The sequence below is a fragment of the Necropsobacter rosorum genome, assembly GCF_964241405.1.
GTDB lineage: Bacteria > Pseudomonadota > Gammaproteobacteria > Enterobacterales > Pasteurellaceae > Necropsobacter > Necropsobacter rosorum.
Window position 1 is genome coordinate 34,472 of sequence record NZ_CAXSXF010000005.1, and the last position, 17,730, is coordinate 52,201.

The following is a 17,730-nucleotide window of genomic DNA, read 5'->3' on the forward strand; positions in this document are numbered from 1 at the left end:
TTTTGATTATTTTGCAGGAGGCGCTTCAAAAATTAAGCCTTTATCAATGGCTTCTTTATTCCATTGCGGCACAATTTCTTTGAGGAATTTTTCTTTATCCGCACGTTCTTTCTCAATATCGATACCCATGACTTTCCAGGCATTTTCCGCGGTGGAAATATCAGGCACTTTAACCGGAGTCTGAACGCCGTGTTTAACCAAAATCACCGCCAGTTTCGCCCGCGCATCCGCCGCGCGATCCAGACCGGAAGCAATCACTTTCAGCAGTACATCCGGTGCGTGCATGTGGCCGCCGTGTCCTGCCGCCGAGAAATCCCAGCGCCATTGCGCATGACGAATCGCCTGCAACGCATCTTTCATTTCGGCTTCGGTTGCGCCCGCATCCCATGCGGTTTTGGCTTCAAAGTGAGCGCGAACCAGTTGATCTTCCAGTTTCAGCATCACCTCTTTAATATCATGCTTACGGGAATCAACAATGGCGCGCAATTTTTCTTTGCTTTGATCATGACAGTTGGCGCAGGTATTTTCAAACGCATCAAACGGATTACCGATTTTATGATCGGTATAAACCTTACCGTCCGCGCCCTGTACTTTCGGCATATGACAGTCAATACAGGTCACACCGTTTTTACCGTGGATCCCCAGCGACCAGGTTTCATAATCCGGGTGCTGCGCTTTCAGCATCGGCGCTTTAGACATGGAATGAACCCAGTCTTTGAATTCGATATCATCGTAATATTTTTCTATGCTGTCCACATCCACACCGTTAAACCATGGGAACACCACATTATTTGTGACGTTTTTATCGAAATAGTATTCCACATGGCAGTTAGCGCAGACCGCCGCACGCTGATCGGTTCTGTCCAGACCGGAGAAATCCTTACCGATGGCGTCTAACGCGCGCAATACATGCGGACGGGCGATGCGTAACGCCGGTTTACCTTCGGCGAAATCTTTTGATGTGGTGTCATGGCAATCGGCACAACCGATGGAATTGACCACTTCCGCCCCGCCTTTCGCCCATTTACCGTTAAAATAACCCTCTTCACCCCACTCGGCGATTAAACGCGGCACATCCGGCCCTTTACAGGTCCAGCACGCCATCGGTTGCGGCCCGCTGTTGGCATCCATCGGCGCACCGGTACGCAGAATGTTACGCACATCGGTTACGGCGTAAAAATGGCCGCGCGGTTTGTTATATTCTTTGGAGAACGCATAGCCGCCCCACAGCACGATCATACGCGGGTCCACCTCAATGGCCGGCACGATTTCCGTCGATTTATCCGTATCTTTCCAGCTGTTGTACTGACGCGCGTACTTTTCGGCAAAGGTCGCGTTATTCGACTGAATCTTCACATCGGTCGGTTTTGCCAACTCCTGTAAGCTCGGGGCATGCTTACCACTTTCGGTCGTCACTGTTTTTGTTTCGGCAACCGCGCTTTGGGTCATTGCCAAACCTAATCCGGCCAAAGCCAGAGAAGCCAGCGTTTTTCTGAAAATGTTCACGATAATTACTCCACTAAAAAATTAACCAAGGACTGTCCGTTTATAAAAATGAATGCTAGTTATCAACCTGCCGCAACCATAAATTAATGATAATTTTTATCATTAAAATCTATTAACCGGTTGATAAAAAGAGAGTTGTTCGAGGGTAAAAATAGCAAATAACGGCATTATTTTCATGGTTATTTGCAGATTTCTTGCGTTTGATCAAGATTCTGACAGAAAGCGCCTCTTTTAAATTTTTTTGCTACATGAAAATAATTAGAAAGGGGTATGGAAATTGAAGAAAATCAGCCGTTTTTCAGCAAGTTACATCGCAAAATGTAAAAGTTACATAAAAAACAAATACAATACCCATTTATGGGTATATTAAAATTTATGCTACATTTTTGTACGCAATAAAAATGCGGCCGAAAACGACCGCACTTTTACCCGAAATCACGGCGCTTATTTCACCAAGCCGCCGCTGGCCTGTAAATCCGCATGGTAGGAAGAACGCACGAAAGGCCCGCAGGCGGCATGTTCAAAGCCCATTTCCTGCGCTTGACGGCGAAACAGGTCGAACTCTTCCGGCGGTACATACCGCGCTACCGGTAAGTGATGCCGGCTCGGCTGCAGATATTGCCCCAGCGTCAGCATGGTCACGCCGTTAGTACGCAGATCGCGCATAACCTGTAAAATTTCTTCGTTGCTTTCGCCCAGCCCGACCATTAATCCTGATTTGGTCGGAATATGCGGGAACATGGCTTTAAATTCGCGCAGCAATTTCAGCGACCATTCATAATCCGCGCCCGGCCGGATTTCACGGTATAAACGCGGCACGTTTTCCAGATTATGATTAAACACATCCGGCGGGTTGTCTTTCAGTTTATCCAGCGCCTGTGCAATGCGTCCGCGAAAATCGGGTACCAGAATTTCAATCTTAATTCCCGGATTCAACGCACGGATTTCTTTAACGCAGGCGGCAAAATGCCCGGCGCCGCGATCGGGTAAATCATCGCGATCCACCGAGGTAATCACCACATAACGCAATTTCATATCCTGAATGGTTTCCGCCAGTTTGCGCGGTTCTTCCGCGTCCGGCGGCAGCGGTTTACCGTGCGCCACATCGCAGAACGGGCAACGACGGGTGCAGATCGCGCCCAGAATCATAAAAGTTGCGGTGCCGTGATTAAAACATTCGTGCAGATTCGGGCAGGAGGCTTCCTCGCACACAGAGTGCAAACCGTGCCGGCGCATGCCGTTTTTAATGCTGTTAATCCGCGCTGAATTAGCCGGTAATTTGATCTTCATCCATTCGGGCTTTTTCAATAATACCTGATTGGGATCGATATTTTTCACCGGGATAATGGAGGTTTTTGCCGCGTCGCGATATTTCACGCCGCGTTCCATTTTAAAGGGAGTCGCCATCGATAGATCCTATGCTTGTTAAAAATTTGTTACATTATACGCCAATAATTGGGTAAAGTATGTAACTAATTTCGGTGCGACTTTATCGCACTGCGCTTCGTCCGCCGACACAAAATCCGCCAGCTGGCACATTTCAAGCCCGGCATAACCGCAAGGATTGATATTCCGAAACGGTGAAAGATCCATATTGATATTTAACGCCAGCCCATGAAACGAGCAGCCTTTGCGAATCCGCAATCCCAGCGAGCAGATTTTTTTGCCGTTCACATACACGCCTGGCGCATCGGCTTTCGGATAGGCCTGCACGCCGTAATCGGCCAGCGTTTTCACCACCGACTGTTCCAGCGCGGTCACCAGTTGGCGCACATTGAGCTCATGCCCCTGCGCTTTACGCCGTTTAATGTCGATTAACACATACATCACCTGCTGACCCGGCCCGTGATAGGTAATCTGCCCGCCGCGATCAGACTGCACCACGGGAATTGCGCTGCGCTGCAGCAAATGTTCCGGCTTGCCCGCCGAACCTTGCGTAAATACGGGAGGATGCTGCACCAGCCAGATTTCATCGGCGCTGTCGGCATCGCGTTGATCGGTAAAATCCTGCATGGCATGCCAGATTTCCTGATAATCGCGCACGCCGAGCTGCCGGATAAGGATTTCTGAATCGGATAACATCGCCATTACAGCACCATTCTTACGCCGTCGATTTTGGCCAGTTCAATATACAGCGTTTCCACCTGCTCGATATTTTCCGCGATAATATCCACGGAAACCGAATTATAAGTGCCTTTCGAGCTAAGATGTTCACGCGGAGTATAATCGCCCGGCGCATATTTCTGGATCACCGCCAGCGTATCGTCGGCTAAATCAACGCGGTTTTTGCCCACCACTTTGAAGGTAAACGCACAGGGAAACTCGAGCAGATCTTTTAATTGCTTTTGCGGGATGTCTTCCAGTTTCACGACTTTTTCTGTCATCTTATCTCCTAATAAATAAATTCGGACGCCACATCGGCGTCCTTAACTGTACTAAAGTGCGGTTACTTTTCGCTTAATTCAAGTTTAGTTGAAAAAACTCTTTACCGTCAGCACCAGCCAATCCCAGATCTTGCCGAAAAAGCCGCCTTCTTTCACCTCTTCCATCACTTGCAGATTCACTTTCGCCACATCTTTACCGTCTAACTGATAAATCACCTGACCGACAACCTGCCCTTTCGCCAGCGGCGCTTCCAGATATTTCTTTTCCAGCTCATAACGGGCTTTCACATCCGCCTGACGGCCTTTCGGTAAGGTAATAAACTGATCCTGCAACACGCCTAACTGCACTTTGCCCGCATCGCCGTAATACACGCTCTGTTCGGAAACGCCTTTGCCCGCTTCCAGCGTTTTAAAGGTTTCAAAGTTCGCAAAGCCCCACTGCAATAATTTTTTGCTTTCCACTTCACGCCCTTTGTACGTCGGCACGCCCATAACGACAGAAATCAGGCGCATACTGCCGTTGCCTGTGGCGGAAGCCACCAGATTATAACCGGCTTTGTCCGTATGACCGGTTTTCATGCCGTCCACATTCATACTTTTATCCCACAGCAGACCGTTGCGGTTAGGCTGTTTGATATTGTTGAAGGTAAAATCTTTTTCAGCGTAAATTTTATATTCTTCCGGCAAATCGCGGATCAGGTGCGAACCGATAATCGCCATATCGCGGGCGGAAGAAAACTGATTTTCATCATCTAAACCGTGTACCGTGGTGAAATGGGTATTTTTCAGCCCGAACCGGCTGACAAATTGATTCATCGTCTCAATAAAATTCCGCTCCGAACCTGAAACATGTTCCGCCATCGCCACACAGGCATCATTGCCGGAAACGATAATAATACCGCGGTTTAAATCCGCCACCGACACCTGCTGATTCAGGTTCAGGAACATTTTCGACGATCCCGGAAAATTCTTGCCCCAGGCACTTTCACCGATGGTGATCACATCCGTATTATGGATTTTCCCCTGCTTGATGGCGTCCCCCACCACATAGCTGGTCATCATTTTCGTTAAGGATGCGGGATATTGACGCTGATCCGGATTCAATGCGGCCAAAACCGTACCGGAATGATAATCCATCAGAATATACGTCTGAGCATTAAGTTCCGGCGCGCTAATACCGAATTGAATATCTTCCGGCTCGGCCATTGCCGATGCGGCCGATACCGCAAGCATACCGGCGATCAAGGTTAATTTTGTGTTGTTAAATACTTTCTTGAGCATACCTCTACATCCTAAAATTAGTTCGTGGTTTATCTGTTATAACTGTACACGATCAATTGCTTCGCACCGTTAAGTTTCTGTAACTGCGCTTTCAATTGATTCACCTGGTTTTTCGTAGTTAACGGCCCGAAGTGAATATCGTATCCTTTGCCGTTGCGCGCAATTTCCGTTTTCACATTTTCCAGCGCCAACCCTTCGATGACTTTTTCCGCCTGCCGTTTGCTGTTAACATTCAGCATGCGGAGCTTATAACTTTCCGAATCGGGCGGATTTTTCACCGCACTTTTGGCGCTCGCCTGCGCCGTTACCGTCGGATCGAGACGCCGCACCGCCTCCGGCGTTTTGGCAATTTTAGCCAACGATGTCGCCGCCGCGCCGGAAATTTTACCCTCCGAGCTGACATGCAGCGCCTCTACCCGCACCGGACTGGTTCCGCGCCCGATAATGCCGATTTCTTTCGCCGCTGCACTGGAAAGATCGATAATTCGCCCTTTGGTGAACGGCCCACGATCATTAATGCGCACAATCACTTTCCGGTTGGTACGCAAGTTCGTCACCAGCGCATAAGAATTTATCGGCAACGTTTTATGCGCCGCGGTATAAAGCAGCGGACTGTACGCTTCGCCGCTGGAGGTGCGGCGCCCGGTAAATTTCTTATGGTAATAACTGGCCACCCCTTCATGAGAATAATGTTTGGCGCTGTGATGAGTTCTGGTGGTATAAGTTACCCCTTTCACCACATAAGACCCCGCCTGCGTAGTCGGCTGACGATAAGTCAGCTTAGGCCCCTGTACGCCGTATAGCTTTTTGGTTTCGGCATGAGCCGATAACGCGCTTACGGCTGCCAGCAACGCCAGCGTGAATTTCACTATGTTCGTTAATTTCATCTTAAATTGCTCAATTTTTACAAAGTACTGTGTTTAAGATTCATAAAATCTTATTTAGTTCCCTTGAAAAAATGCTCTTTGTGGGTATGTATCGACATGATAAGACCGAATCCGGCCATCAATGTCACAAAAGACGTGCCGCCATAACTGACCAACGGCAGCGGTACGCCGACCACCGGCAAAATACCGCTCACCATACCGATATTTACAAACACATACACAAAAAAGATCAAGGTCAGCGCCCCGACCAGAATCCGCCCGAAGGCGGTTTGCGCATTGACGCCGATCATCAGCCCCCTGGCCACGATAAACAGGTAAATCGCCATTAATACCGTAAAGCCTATCATGCCGTGTTCCTCACTTAATACCGCGAAAATAAAATCCGTATGCGGTTCCGGCAAAAATTCCAGCTGCGACTGCGTTCCCTGCATCCAGCCCTTGCCCCATATGCCGCCCGAACCGATGGCGATTTTCGACTGTAGAATATGATAACCGGCACCGAGCGGGTCCTTTTCCGGATCCAGCAGAGTCAGCACACGGGTGCGCTGATAATCGTGCATTAAATAAAACCACATTATAGGAATAAAACCGGCTAACGCAATAACCGCAATTAAAATCAGCCACCAACTCATCCCCGCCAGAAACACCACAAACACGCCCGAGGCACTGACTAAAATAGAGGTGCCCAGATCCGGCTGAATCGCCACCAGCAAGGTCGGCACGATAATCAACAGCAGCGCGATAAAGGTATCGCCGAGCTTCGGCGGTAGCGAACGTTTGCCCAAATACACCGCCACCATTAACGGCACCGCCAGTTTCACGATTTCCGACGGCTGAAAACGAAACAGCCCCAAATCCAGCCAGCGCTGCGCGCCTTTACTGGTGGTGCCGACCAAATCCACCAGAATCAGCAGTACGATACCGACACCGAATAAATAAGGCGCCAGTCGCTGATAAAACTTCGGCGAAAACTGCGCCATCACCAGCATCACGGTAAACCCCAGCCCCACTTGAATGATGCGGCTGCGAAACATCGCCTCATTCGCCCCGGAAGCGCTGTACAGCACCAACAACCCGTAACCGGAAATCACCACCAGACCGATAAACAGCCATAAATCAATATGCAGACGACGCCACACCGCAAGCCAGATATTTTTTTCGCCCATTATTCCACCACCTGATCGTTGTGCGGCAATGATTCCGGCAAATCGGACTGACTGCCTTCGCCGTGCAGCTGAGGCCAACGAATATTCAAATAATAATCCATAATACGTCTGACCACAGGCCCGGCATTGCTACCGCCGCCGCCTGCGTTTTCCAGAATCACCGCCACCACGATTTTCGGCTCTTCATAAGGCGCATAACCGATAAACCACGCATGGTCATGCAGCTCTTTGACCAAAGAGCCGGCATTATAGGTCTGGTTTTCTTTTAAACTAAACACCTGCGCCGTGCCCGATTTGCCCGCCACATGATAATTGGTACCGGCAAAGGCTTTGCGCGCCGTACCGTTGGCGGCATTCACCACATTATACATTCCGCGTTTCGCCAGATCCCAATAAAGCGCTTTCGGCTCGGTAATATCGTCATACAGCAACGGATCCTGATAGACTTCGGTGGTGGAACCTTCCACCGATTTCATCAAATGCGGCGTATTCACTTTACCGTTATTGATCAGAATCGACAGCGCTTTGGCAAGCTGCAACGGCGTTGCCGTCCAGTATCCCTGCCCGATACCGACGGAAATGGTATCGCCCTGCACCCAAGGTTTTTTATAGCGCTTCTGCTTCCATTCGCGGCTCGGCATTATCGCCGCGGTCTCTTCCCGAATATCGATCCCCGTCGGCATCCCGAAGCCGAAACGTTTCATCCATGCCGACAGCCGGTCGATCCCCATATTATAGGCCAGCTGATAAAAATAAGTGTCGGAAGACTCGGTAATCGCTTTATTCAAATCCGTATAACCATGGCCGCTGCGTTTCCAGTCACGGAAACGCTTGGTCGTATTCGGCAGCACCCAATAACCGGGGTCAAACACCGTCGTACCCGGCGTAATAACGTTTTCCTGCAAGCCGGCCACCGCAATAAACGGTTTTACCGTAGAGGCCGGCGGATACGCGCCCTGCGTCACCCGGCTGTACAGCGGCCGGCCCGGATCATCCAACAGGCGTTTATAATCGCCGCCGGAAATCCCGCCGACAAACAGGTTATTATCGTAACTCGGCGTCGACACCATGGCCAGAATGCTGCTGTCTTTCGGATCCAGCACCACCACCGCGCCTTTATGGCCGCCCAACAGATCCAGAATATAACGCTGCAAATTCAGATCAATGGTCAAATGAATACTTTTGCCCGCCACCGCCGGCTGTTCACGCAATTTGCGGATTACCTTGCCGCGATTGTTGATTTCCACCTCTTCAAAGCCGACCGTACCGTGCAGCTGATCTTCGTAATAACGCTCAATGCCCAGTTTACCGATATCGCTCGAACCGGCATAATTGGCAATTTTGTCCTCTTTTTTCAGCCGTTCTACGTCTTTATCGTTGATTTTCGCCACATAACCCAGAATATGGGTCAGCGGTTCGCCGTATAAATAATGCCGTTTAAAATAAGGTTTGATCTCCAGACTCGGAAACTTATATTGATTCACCGCAAAACGGGCGATCTGCTCCTCGGTCAAATCGGCTTTCAATAAAATGGAAGTATAGCGGGATGTGCGGCGCCGCTCTTTGCTGAAATTGGCGATATCCTCCTGCGTCAGCCCGACAATGCTTTGCAGCTCTTCAAAAGTGCGGTCTAAATTTTCCACTTTTTCCGGCACGATATACAACCCGAAAAAGGTCAGGTTCTCGGCCAGCAATTTGCCGTTGCGATCATAAATCAGACCGCGCGTCGGCGGCAGCGGCAGCAATTTGATCCGGTTACCGTTGGAACGAGTTTGATAGGTATCGTAGTTGACCACCTGCAGGTGATATAAATTGGTAAATAAAATTGCCGACAACCCGATCACCGCCAGAAAAGACACCAACGCACGGCGGGCGAACAGGTTACGCTCCGCTTTTTTGTCCCGAATCGGCTCATGGGCAGGTTGGGCAAGCCATTTTTTCAGCTTCATGGATTACTCTCGATGATAAGGATGATTGGCGCTCAGTGACCAGGCACGATACAGACTTTCCGCCACCACCACCCGCACCAGCGGATGCGGCAAGGTCAGCGGCGACAGCGACCAGCTTTGTTCCGCCGCCGCTTTACATGCCGGCGATAGTCCTTCCGGCCCGCCGATCAGCAGACAAATATCACGCCCGTCGTTTTTCCATCCTTCCAGCTGGCGGGCTAATTGCTCGGTAGTCCAGGGTTTGCCGGGAATATCCAGCGTCACCACTTTACCCTTGCCGCACGCCGTCAGCATCGCCTTGCCTTCCTGTTCCAGAATGCGTTTGATGTCTGCGTTTTTGCCCCGTTTACCGGCGGCAATTTCCACCAGCTCCAGTGGCATATCTTTCGGGAAACGGCGTTGATATTCCTCAAACCCGGTTTTCACCCAATCGGGCATTTTCGTGCCGACGGCGATAAGCTGAATCTTCATAAAGTGCGGTCTGTTTTGCCGGCGTTTTTACGCCCAAAGTTTTTCCAACTGATACATCTCGCGGCTTTCACGCTGCATAATATGCACCATCGCCTGCCCGAAATCCACCACCACCCAGTCAGCCGTCGCCTTGCCTTCCTCACCGAAAGTCTCAAACCCCGCCCGCTTGCTGTCATCAATTAATTTCTGCGCCAAAGCAGAAACATGACGGCTTGACGTACCGGTGCAAATAATCATATCGTCCGTAACGGAAGATTTACCGCGCACATCGATCGCCAGAATTTCCGTCGCTTTTAAATCATCCAGTTTATTAATCAGAAAATCCACTAAATTCATAAATCCTGCCAATATCGTTTCGCTGATTTAACTAAAAGTGTGCAATTTTAGCATGAGATCGGTCAGAGAGAAACCGGGATAAAAATCACCGCACTGTTAAAAAGTGCGGTCAAAATTAATACCGTTTTTTTACCGTACGCGGGCTGTGTCGTTTTTGCGCGCTGCCGGGGCGTTTGAGGCGGTAAGGTTTCGGCAGGTCGGTCAGCAGGGAGGCGGGATCGTACTGGCTGACCGGGATGCTGTGGCCGATATAGGCTTCGATGGCGGGCAGGTTCATGGCGTATTCTTCGCAGGCAAAGCTGATGGAAACGCCGCTTTCTCCCGCGCGGCCGGTGCGGCCGATACGGTGCACATAATCCTCGCAATCATCGGGCAAATCATAATTGAAAACATGGGTGACATCCGGAATATGCAGGCCGCGCGCCGCCACATCCGTCGCCACCAGAATATCCAGCACGCCGTCGGTAAACTGTTTTAACAGCGCCAGACGTTTTTTCTGCGCCACATCGCCGGTCAGCAGACCGACGCGGTGTCCGTCCGCCGCCAGATAGCCCCAAATGTCCTCACAACGGTGTTTGGTGTTGGCAAACACAATGCAGCGTTCCGGCCATTCTTCTTCCAACAGCGTCATCAACAGCGCCATTTTATCCCGGTTGGACGGGTAAAATAATTCTTCTTTAATCCGGTGTCCGGTTTTTTGCAGCGGTTCGATTTCAATATATTCCGGCGAATTCATATCCTCAAACGCCAGTTCGCGCACTTTATAGGATAACGTGGCGGAAAACAGCATGGTCAGGCGCTGCGCCGGCGGCGGGCATTTGCGCAGTAAATAGCGGATATCCTTGATAAAACCGAGGTCGAACATGCGATCCGCTTCGTCCAGCACCACCACCTGAACCTGATCCAAACGGATAATGCCCTGTTTGACGTAATCGATCACCCGACCGGTGGTGCCGATCAGAATATCAATGCCCTGTTCGATGGCTTTGATTTGTTTATCGTAACCGTCGCCGCCGTAGGCCAGACCGGTTTTCAGCCCGGTGGCCTGCACCAGCAGTTCGGCATCGTTGCTGATCTGCACCGCCAGTTCGCGGGTCGGCGCCAGAATCAACGCTTTCAGATAAGAGGCATCATGCTCGGGGCAAGGATGTTCAAGCAAATGATGAAAGGTTGCGGTTAAAAACGCCATGGTTTTGCCGGTGCCGGTTTGCGCCTGTCCGGCGACATCGCGTCCGCTCAGGGAAACCGGTAACGATAACGCCTGAATCGGGGTACAGAATTCAAATCCTTTTTTTTGCAGCGCCGCGGCGACACGCGGATTTAACGCTAAATCGGCAAAACGCTGCTGACTTAAATGATTATTTTGCATAACAATTAACTATTCAGTGAAAAATTGCGCTAAGCATAGCACGAAGTAAAAAAATCCCCAAAAAACAACCGCACTTTTTCCCGTTTTTCTTGCGGATAACCAACTGTCGGCAGTTTATTTGCAAAAGCCCCTAGACAGTCCGCGGATTTAGTGATAACTTTACGCCCATTCACAGGATCTTAAAATCATATCCAACTAACTCACAATCCAACTCTGACAAACATTATTTTCAATTATGCATTTAACAGAACTTAAAAATACGCCGGTGTCCGATTTAGTGGCGCTGGGCGAAGAGAAAATGGGTCTGGAAAATCTGGCCCGTTTACGCAAACAAGATATTGTCTTCGCAATCTTAAAACAACACGCCAAAAGCGGTGAAGATATTTTCGGCGGCGGTGTGCTGGAAATCCTGCCCGACGGTTTCGGTTTTCTGCGTTCGGCGGACAGTTCCTATTTGGCCGGGCCGGACGATATTTATGTGTCGCCGAGTCAAATTCGCCGTTTTAACCTACAGACGGGGGATAAAATCGAGGGTAAGATTCGACCGCCGAAAGAAGGTGAACGGTATTTCGCCCTCCTCAAAGTCGATCAGGTCAATGACGACAAACCCGAAGTCTCCCGCAGCAAAATCCTTTTCGAAAACTTAACTCCGCTTCATGCCAATTCGCGTTTAAGAATGGAACGCGGCAACGGTTCCACGGAAGATTTAACCGCCCGTATTCTGGATCTGGCCTCGCCTATCGGGAAAGGTCAGCGCGGTTTGATTGTCGCGCCACCGAAAGCGGGTAAAACCATGCTGCTGCAAAATATTGCGCAGAGCATTACGCATAATTATCCGGAATGCGAGCTGATCGTGCTGTTGATCGACGAACGTCCGGAAGAGGTGACGGAAATGCAGCGTTCAGTGAAAGGCGAAGTGATTGCCTCCACCTTCGACGAACCGGCGGCACGCCATGTGCAGGTGGCGGAAATGGTGATCGAAAAAGCCAAACGCTCGGTGGAACACAAAAAAGATGTGGTGATTCTGCTTGACAGCATTACCCGTCTGGCGCGCGCTTATAATACGGTCACGCCGGCGTCGGGTAAAATTCTGTCCGGCGGGGTGGATGCCAACGCCCTGCACCGTCCGAAACGTTTCTTCGGTGCGGCGCGTAACGTGGAAGAAGGCGGCAGCCTGACCATTATCGCCACCGCACTGGTGGATACCGGTTCGAAAATGGACGAAGTGATTTTTGAAGAATTTAAAGGTACCGGTAATATGGAATTGCATCTGTCGCGTAAAATCGCGGAAAAACGCGTGTTCCCGGCGATTGATTTCAACCGCTCCGGCACCCGTAAGGAAGACTTGCTCACCACCCCTGACGAATTACAGAAAATGTGGATTCTGCGTAAGATTCTTAATCCGATGGGTGAAGTGGAAGCGATGGAATTCCTGATCGATAAACTGGCGGTGGCAAAAACCAACGAAGCGTTTTTCGAGATTATGAAACGGTCATAATTCATCCCAAAAACGACAATGCCCTGATGATTCATCAGGGCATTTTTTTAACCGTCGAATAAACCATACGGCTTTCCGCTAAAACCAGAATTTACTTTCCTCTCCGGTGATCACCTCAGAGAACAGCTCGTCCAGTCTGGCGGCCGATTCTTCCAGATTACGCTGTAAATTTAAATGCCAGCCGTCGTCCTCCGCCACGCCTTGCCGCGCACGCTCAAGTAAGCGTTCGACTTCGACCGGATTGGCACTGCCGACGCCGGTATAACTTTTTACCGTCAGCGCCGGATCAAGACAACGGGAAAATTCATCCTGACTCAGCGGAAATTCCGCCTTTTTCCCGCTCATTTCCTGCGCTACGGCGGCAAAAAGCGCGGCGACCTCGGCAAACGGCAGCTCCGCCGGAATCAAAGTATTATGGCGGACATGGTTAACCAATCGGACGGAAAACGCCTGCACCGTCTCGAAAGGCACATTCGGTTTACGCTGTAAGGCACCGACCAACTCGCTGACGGCGGCATAGCTTAAATTCACTTCTTCCAGGCCGGCCGCTTTATCCACGCGAATCCCCGCCAGAACCGCATTTAGTTCGTTTAGCATTTTGCACGCTCTCTCCAGCGTGTCAGCGGCATCTTCCCGTTTATAATCAATCAACCCCGAATTCACATTATGCGCCGCCACCATCGCTTTAACCGCATCGCCGATCACTTCGCTGGCCAGCAAACGCGTACGGTTCAGCGCCGCCGGATTGCTTTTTTGCGCGATCAACGCTTCCGGGCTTTTTAATAACGCTTCACTTAATTGCAGCCAAGGGCGAACATGATGAAACTGTATATGCAAATCCTGCACCAGCGTACCGACGGATAAAGCCAGCAATACGGCGAGATTGGCGGCTTCCGCCCCGATGTCGATCACCGATAACTGCTTGGCATCAAAGGTATTTTCCACAATGCCGTGGAATCCTAATAATTCCGCCAATAATACTCGATCCACAGAAAAGCCGGCAGTGGCCAGTAATGCGGAACCCAAGGGCGATTTATTTAAACGCGGAAAAAACTCTCTCAGCCGTTTTGCCGAACGGGCGAGCGTAGCCTCATAGCCGAGCAGAAGATGCCCCAATGTAACCGGCTGTGCCGGTACGCCGTTGATATAGGAAGGCACCACGGTATGAATATTTTCTGCGGCAAGGTTAAGCAACAGTTTTCTTGTTTTCAGCGAGACAAAATACAAATACACAAAACGTTCGCGAATAAACAAGCGGTGCAAGGTCGCCAACATGCCCTGATGGGTTCTGCCGACGTGAATCATGGCGCCGCTATGGCCGGCTAACTTTAATAACATCGGCTGAATATCCGTATAATCTTTCGGCCGCACTTCGCTGTCCGTCAGTTCGCCGACCGCAACGGCGATGGTTTTTGCCGTCTTTTTATCAATGATGCCTTGTTTCAGCGCCGCCACTGTCGAGGCTTTATCCATCCGGTTTATCCAATAAAACGCATCATGTTTAAACATAACTTTTCTCCTTCTGTTTTCGCCAACCAATAAACGCCAAACCGCAACTGAGTAAGATCATAATCATCAGTAAATACACACACTCCGCCCAGCCGAAAAGATAATAGACTTTGCCCGGCATAATTCCGCCCAGACAACCGCCCAAATAATATGAGAATAAATACAGCCCGACCGAGGTTGCCCGCGCATAGGGGCTGTTTTTCGCAATAAACGAGGTGCCGCACGCCTGACCGAAAAAGACCGATACGCAGGATAAGGTCAGGCCGGTAATAACCTGATAAAGCTGATCGGATAAGGTCAGATACAGCCCGCCGATGCCCAACAGACAAGACAACGAAAAGGCGTAAACATACCCGAACCGATTAATGGCCACCGCCGTCAGCGGCGTGAGCAAAGACGGAATTAAAAACACCACGAAAATTAACCCCACTTGTATGGAATTTAAATAAAAGGGCGCGCCAGCAAGATATAAACTGCCGAAGGTAAAAGAACCGACCTGCTGAAACAGCAGGGAAAAAGCGATAAAACAGCTGATCAGCATTTTTTTATCCGTCATCATGCCGCCTAAATCGGCAAACACCGAACGCGTCGGCGCTTGAGCTGCGCGTTTTTCCGGCGGTAAATAGTTTATCGTCAGCAGGAACGTAAAAAACAAAAATAACGCCAGCGTCACAAAGGTCAGTTTCCATTGCGGGAAAAGTTCCACCGTAATACCGGATAATAAGCGTCCGCAAAAGCCGCCGAATGCGGTGCCGGCAATATAAAGGCTGTTAAATTTCACCGCCTCGCGTTTATCCCATTGTTCGGCAATATAAGAGACCGTATTGGAAAAAATAAAAGGAATACAGATCCCTTGTATAAAACGAAAGAAAATCAACGACGGAAAATTCCAGGCCGACACGGCCAACAAGGTAGTCAGACATAAGGCGCCGACAGCGATAAAAATCGTTTTGCGCCGTCCCAAGCGCACAGCCATGGAGCCGGAAAACGGGGCGAACAACGCCACCCCCAGCGTCGTTGCGCTAATGGTCAGCGCGGCACTTTCCACTTCCACACCGCCCCATGCGGCAATCTGCAATAAAATCGGCTGGGTGGAATATAAACACACCAGCGCACAGGCGCCCAGCAGAAAAATGGTGAGATAACATTGATAGGGTCTCGGCATACATTCACTCTGATTTATTGTTATAAGATAAGGCGACGGTGTTGCGCTGCCGCCCCCATCAAAACATCCCGCGCAACCTTAACCGGTATGTTTTATGCAAAAAAGAAACATTTTTTTAACAATTTTATCAGAGTATCGAGGAAAAATATGTGATCGGTCTAACAGATAAACAAAAAGTGCGGTAAAAATCACCGCACTTTCGTCGCTTTTAAGGCAGGCAAGAAAATCTTAACGGATAACCACTTGTGCGACGGCGTAACCGACCAGACAGGCGGTGGTCACGCCGATAAGACCGGGTACCATAAAGCTGTGGTTAAAATAGTATTTACCGATTTTGGTGGTGCCTGTTACGTCAAAGTTGACGGTGGCGATATCCGACGGGTAATTCGGAATAAAGAAATATGCGTAAGTCGCCGGAATCAAACCGACCAGCAATGGCGCCGGTAAGCCGAGGCTGATCCCCACCGGCAGCATCATCACCGCGGTTGCCGCCTGACTGTTAATCACCACCGAAACGGCAAACAGGGCGAAGGCGAATGTCCACGGGTAACTTTCCACCATGGTGGTGACCGCCGCTTTAAATTCCGGCATTGCATATTGGAAATAGGTATCGCTCATCCAGGCAATACCGAAGATGGCGATTGCCGCCACCATACCGGATTTAAATACCACGCCGTTCGGAACAAGTTGCGGGTTGGTTTTGGTGGCTAATAAAATGATCCCGCCGAAACACAGCATCATCATCTGAATCACCAACGACATGGAAATCGGTTTAGCCCCATCGCCGATAGTACGGATTTCCGGGAACATCGCAACAACCACCACCGTCAGCAAAGAAAGCAAAAACAGATACACCGAAATTTTGGCCGAACGCGGCAATTCGTCATTTAAGGCGGTCGTGGTGGTATTTAAAATACGTTCGCGCCAGACCGGATCCTGCAACCGGCGCTGATATTCCGGATCATCGTCCAGTTCTTTGCCGCGGCGCAAGCTGTATAACGACAATGCAAGCGTGCCGAGGAAGGTGGCGGGAATCGTAACGGAAATAATATTTAATAACGAAATATGTTCATAACCCGGAATTTTTGAAATCTGTGTCAGATAAAAGGCGATCGCGGCAGCCAGCGGGCTGGAGGTGATCGCCAGCTGCGAGGCGACGGAAGCGGCCGCCATCGGGCGTTCGGGGCGGATTTTATTTTTCAGCGCCACATCACCGATAATCGGCATAATGGAATAGACGGAATGCCCGGTGCCCAGCATAAAGGTCATCACATAAGTGACCAGCGGGCCCAGCAGCGTAACCCGTTTCGGGTTGCTACGCAGTATTCTTTCTGCGATCTGCAACATAAATTTCAGACCGCCTGCGGCTTCAAGCACCGATGCGCAAGTCACCACCGCCAGAATAATCAGCATTACGTCAATCGGCGCTTTGCCCACCGGCATGCGCAGCACAAACACTTCGATAACCAGACCGATGCCGGACACCACGCCCAGACCGATACCGCCGAAGCGGCTTCCGATATAAAGCATCAGCAACAGAAATAAAAATTCTAAATAAAGCATAAATAATTCCTAAAGCAGAGTAAAAAATAAAAACGCGGGCTATGATACTTGATTCAGAAATTAGCACAATTGATTCAGCAGGAAATCCGGATTTTTCTGGCGAAAAACTAATTTAAATCAATTTTTAACCGGAAATAAAAAAGTGCGGTGGTTTTCGGGCGGGAAACGGGCAAAATTAAAGCGGTGATTTCACCGCCTTAATGCTGATTACTGGTTGTTCTGAACGTAATCAATTGCTGATTGAACGGTGGTGATTTTTTCAGCTTCTTCGTCAGGAATTTCGATATCGAATTCTTCTTCCAAAGCCATGACCAATTCAACGGTATCCAAAGAGTCTGCGCCTAAATCTTCTACAAAAGAAGCTTCAGGTTTTACATCTTCCTCTTTCACACCTAATTGCTCAACAATGATTTTTTTTACGCGTTCTTCAATGCTCATCTTGCTTTTCCTATTATAGTTAGCCATAAAATAATGGTTTTATAGTGTATGTATTTTTAGTGAAGTTGCAACCTGTTTTTGCAAGGTCAAACCACAAACGGAGACAATTCAAATACATACCATAAAGTGAGTTACGTTACTCTGCTAACGCAACAGGCAACGTAATCCGATTACATCGCTGGGCGAATTTTAACATTAACACTCCGCT

General features: G+C 49.7%; 16 protein-coding genes. 1 reads left to right on the forward strand and 15 read right to left on the reverse strand.

From position 1 onward, the window contains the following. Positions 1-6: 6 nt before the first annotated feature. The 11 genes from nrfA to rhlB all read right to left on the reverse strand — a co-directional run bounded on the left by nrfA (position 7) and on the right by rhlB (position 11,349). Positions 7-1,506: an ammonia-forming nitrite reductase cytochrome c552 subunit gene (nrfA, locus tag ACESOH_RS09525; protein WP_032094013.1), complete on the reverse strand. Its 1,500-nt coding sequence runs from the start codon at positions 1,504-1,506 to the stop codon at positions 7-9. A 444-nt stretch (positions 1,507-1,950) separates the two neighbouring features. Continuing rightward, positions 1,951-2,913 carry a lipoyl synthase gene (gene lipA / locus ACESOH_RS09530; protein WP_032094014.1) on the reverse strand — a complete coding sequence of 321 codons (963 nt, stop codon included), beginning with the start codon at positions 2,911-2,913 and terminating at the stop codon, positions 1,951-1,953. A gap of 18 nt (positions 2,914-2,931) precedes the next feature. Then, the gene (lipB, locus tag ACESOH_RS09535; RefSeq protein ID WP_373101024.1) at positions 2,932-3,588 is read right to left on the reverse strand and encodes a lipoyl(octanoyl) transferase LipB; all 657 of its coding nucleotides are present in this window, start codon (positions 3,586-3,588) and stop codon (positions 2,932-2,934) included. Between the two features lie 5 nt (positions 3,589-3,593). Beyond that, positions 3,594-3,890, reverse strand: coding sequence for a DUF493 family protein YbeD (ybeD, locus tag ACESOH_RS09540; protein ID WP_032094016.1), 297 nt, complete (start codon positions 3,888-3,890; stop codon positions 3,594-3,596). An 84-nt stretch (positions 3,891-3,974) separates the two neighbouring features. Then, complete coding sequence (locus ACESOH_RS09545; protein WP_373100934.1) at positions 3,975-5,171, reverse strand: serine hydrolase; 1,197 nt, start codon at positions 5,169-5,171, stop codon at positions 3,975-3,977. A 29-nt stretch (positions 5,172-5,200) separates the two neighbouring features. Beyond that, positions 5,201-6,058 (reverse strand): septal ring lytic transglycosylase RlpA family protein, encoded by an 858-nt coding sequence (locus ACESOH_RS09550; protein ID WP_373100935.1) that lies wholly within the window; start codon positions 6,056-6,058, stop codon positions 5,201-5,203. Positions 6,059-6,108: 50 nt separating this feature from the next. Further along, positions 6,109-7,224 (reverse strand): rod shape-determining protein RodA, encoded by a 1,116-nt coding sequence (gene rodA / locus ACESOH_RS09555; RefSeq protein WP_373100936.1) that lies wholly within the window; start codon positions 7,222-7,224, stop codon positions 6,109-6,111. Then, the gene (mrdA, locus tag ACESOH_RS09560; RefSeq protein WP_373100937.1) at positions 7,224-9,173 is read right to left on the reverse strand and encodes a penicillin-binding protein 2; all 1,950 of its coding nucleotides are present in this window, start codon (positions 9,171-9,173) and stop codon (positions 7,224-7,226) included. The genes rodA and mrdA overlap by 1 nt, the downstream gene beginning before the upstream one ends. 3 nt (positions 9,174-9,176) lie before the next feature. Further along, entirely contained in the window at positions 9,177-9,644 is a 468-nt protein-coding gene (rlmH, locus tag ACESOH_RS09565; protein ID WP_032094021.1) for a 23S rRNA (pseudouridine(1915)-N(3))-methyltransferase RlmH, read from the reverse strand. A gap of 27 nt (positions 9,645-9,671) precedes the next feature. Continuing rightward, on the reverse strand, positions 9,672-9,980 hold the full coding sequence (rsfS, locus tag ACESOH_RS09570) for a ribosome silencing factor (RefSeq protein WP_032094022.1): 309 nt from the start codon (positions 9,978-9,980) through the stop codon (positions 9,672-9,674). A 115-nt stretch (positions 9,981-10,095) separates the two neighbouring features. After that, positions 10,096-11,349, reverse strand: coding sequence for an ATP-dependent RNA helicase RhlB (gene rhlB / locus ACESOH_RS09575; RefSeq protein ID WP_032094038.1), 1,254 nt, complete (start codon positions 11,347-11,349; stop codon positions 10,096-10,098). A gap of 235 nt (positions 11,350-11,584) precedes the next feature. Between rhlB and rho the strand changes: the two genes are divergently transcribed. After that, entirely contained in the window at positions 11,585-12,847 is a 1,263-nt protein-coding gene (gene rho / locus ACESOH_RS09580; protein ID WP_032094039.1) for a transcription termination factor Rho, read from the forward strand. 78 nt (positions 12,848-12,925) lie between these two features. Here rho and ACESOH_RS09585 read toward each other — a convergent pair whose 3' ends face one another. The 4 genes from ACESOH_RS09585 to acpP all read right to left on the reverse strand — a co-directional run bounded on the left by ACESOH_RS09585 (position 12,926) and on the right by acpP (position 17,522). Then, positions 12,926-14,356, reverse strand: a complete 1,431-nt coding sequence (locus tag ACESOH_RS09585) for a lyase family protein (RefSeq protein ID WP_373100938.1) — start codon at positions 14,354-14,356, stop codon at positions 12,926-12,928. Then, on the reverse strand, positions 14,349-15,521 hold the full coding sequence (locus tag ACESOH_RS09590; protein ID WP_373100939.1) for an MFS transporter: 1,173 nt from the start codon (positions 15,519-15,521) through the stop codon (positions 14,349-14,351). Before ACESOH_RS09590 ends, ACESOH_RS09585 begins: the two co-directional genes overlap by 8 nt. A 228-nt stretch (positions 15,522-15,749) precedes the next feature. Next, positions 15,750-17,084 (reverse strand): anaerobic C4-dicarboxylate transporter, encoded by a 1,335-nt coding sequence (locus ACESOH_RS09595; protein WP_373100940.1) that lies wholly within the window; start codon positions 17,082-17,084, stop codon positions 15,750-15,752. A 207-nt stretch (positions 17,085-17,291) separates the two neighbouring features. After that, on the reverse strand, positions 17,292-17,522 hold the full coding sequence (acpP, locus tag ACESOH_RS09600; RefSeq protein ID WP_005544465.1) for an acyl carrier protein: 231 nt from the start codon (positions 17,520-17,522) through the stop codon (positions 17,292-17,294). Between the last annotated feature and the right edge of the window lie 208 nt (positions 17,523-17,730).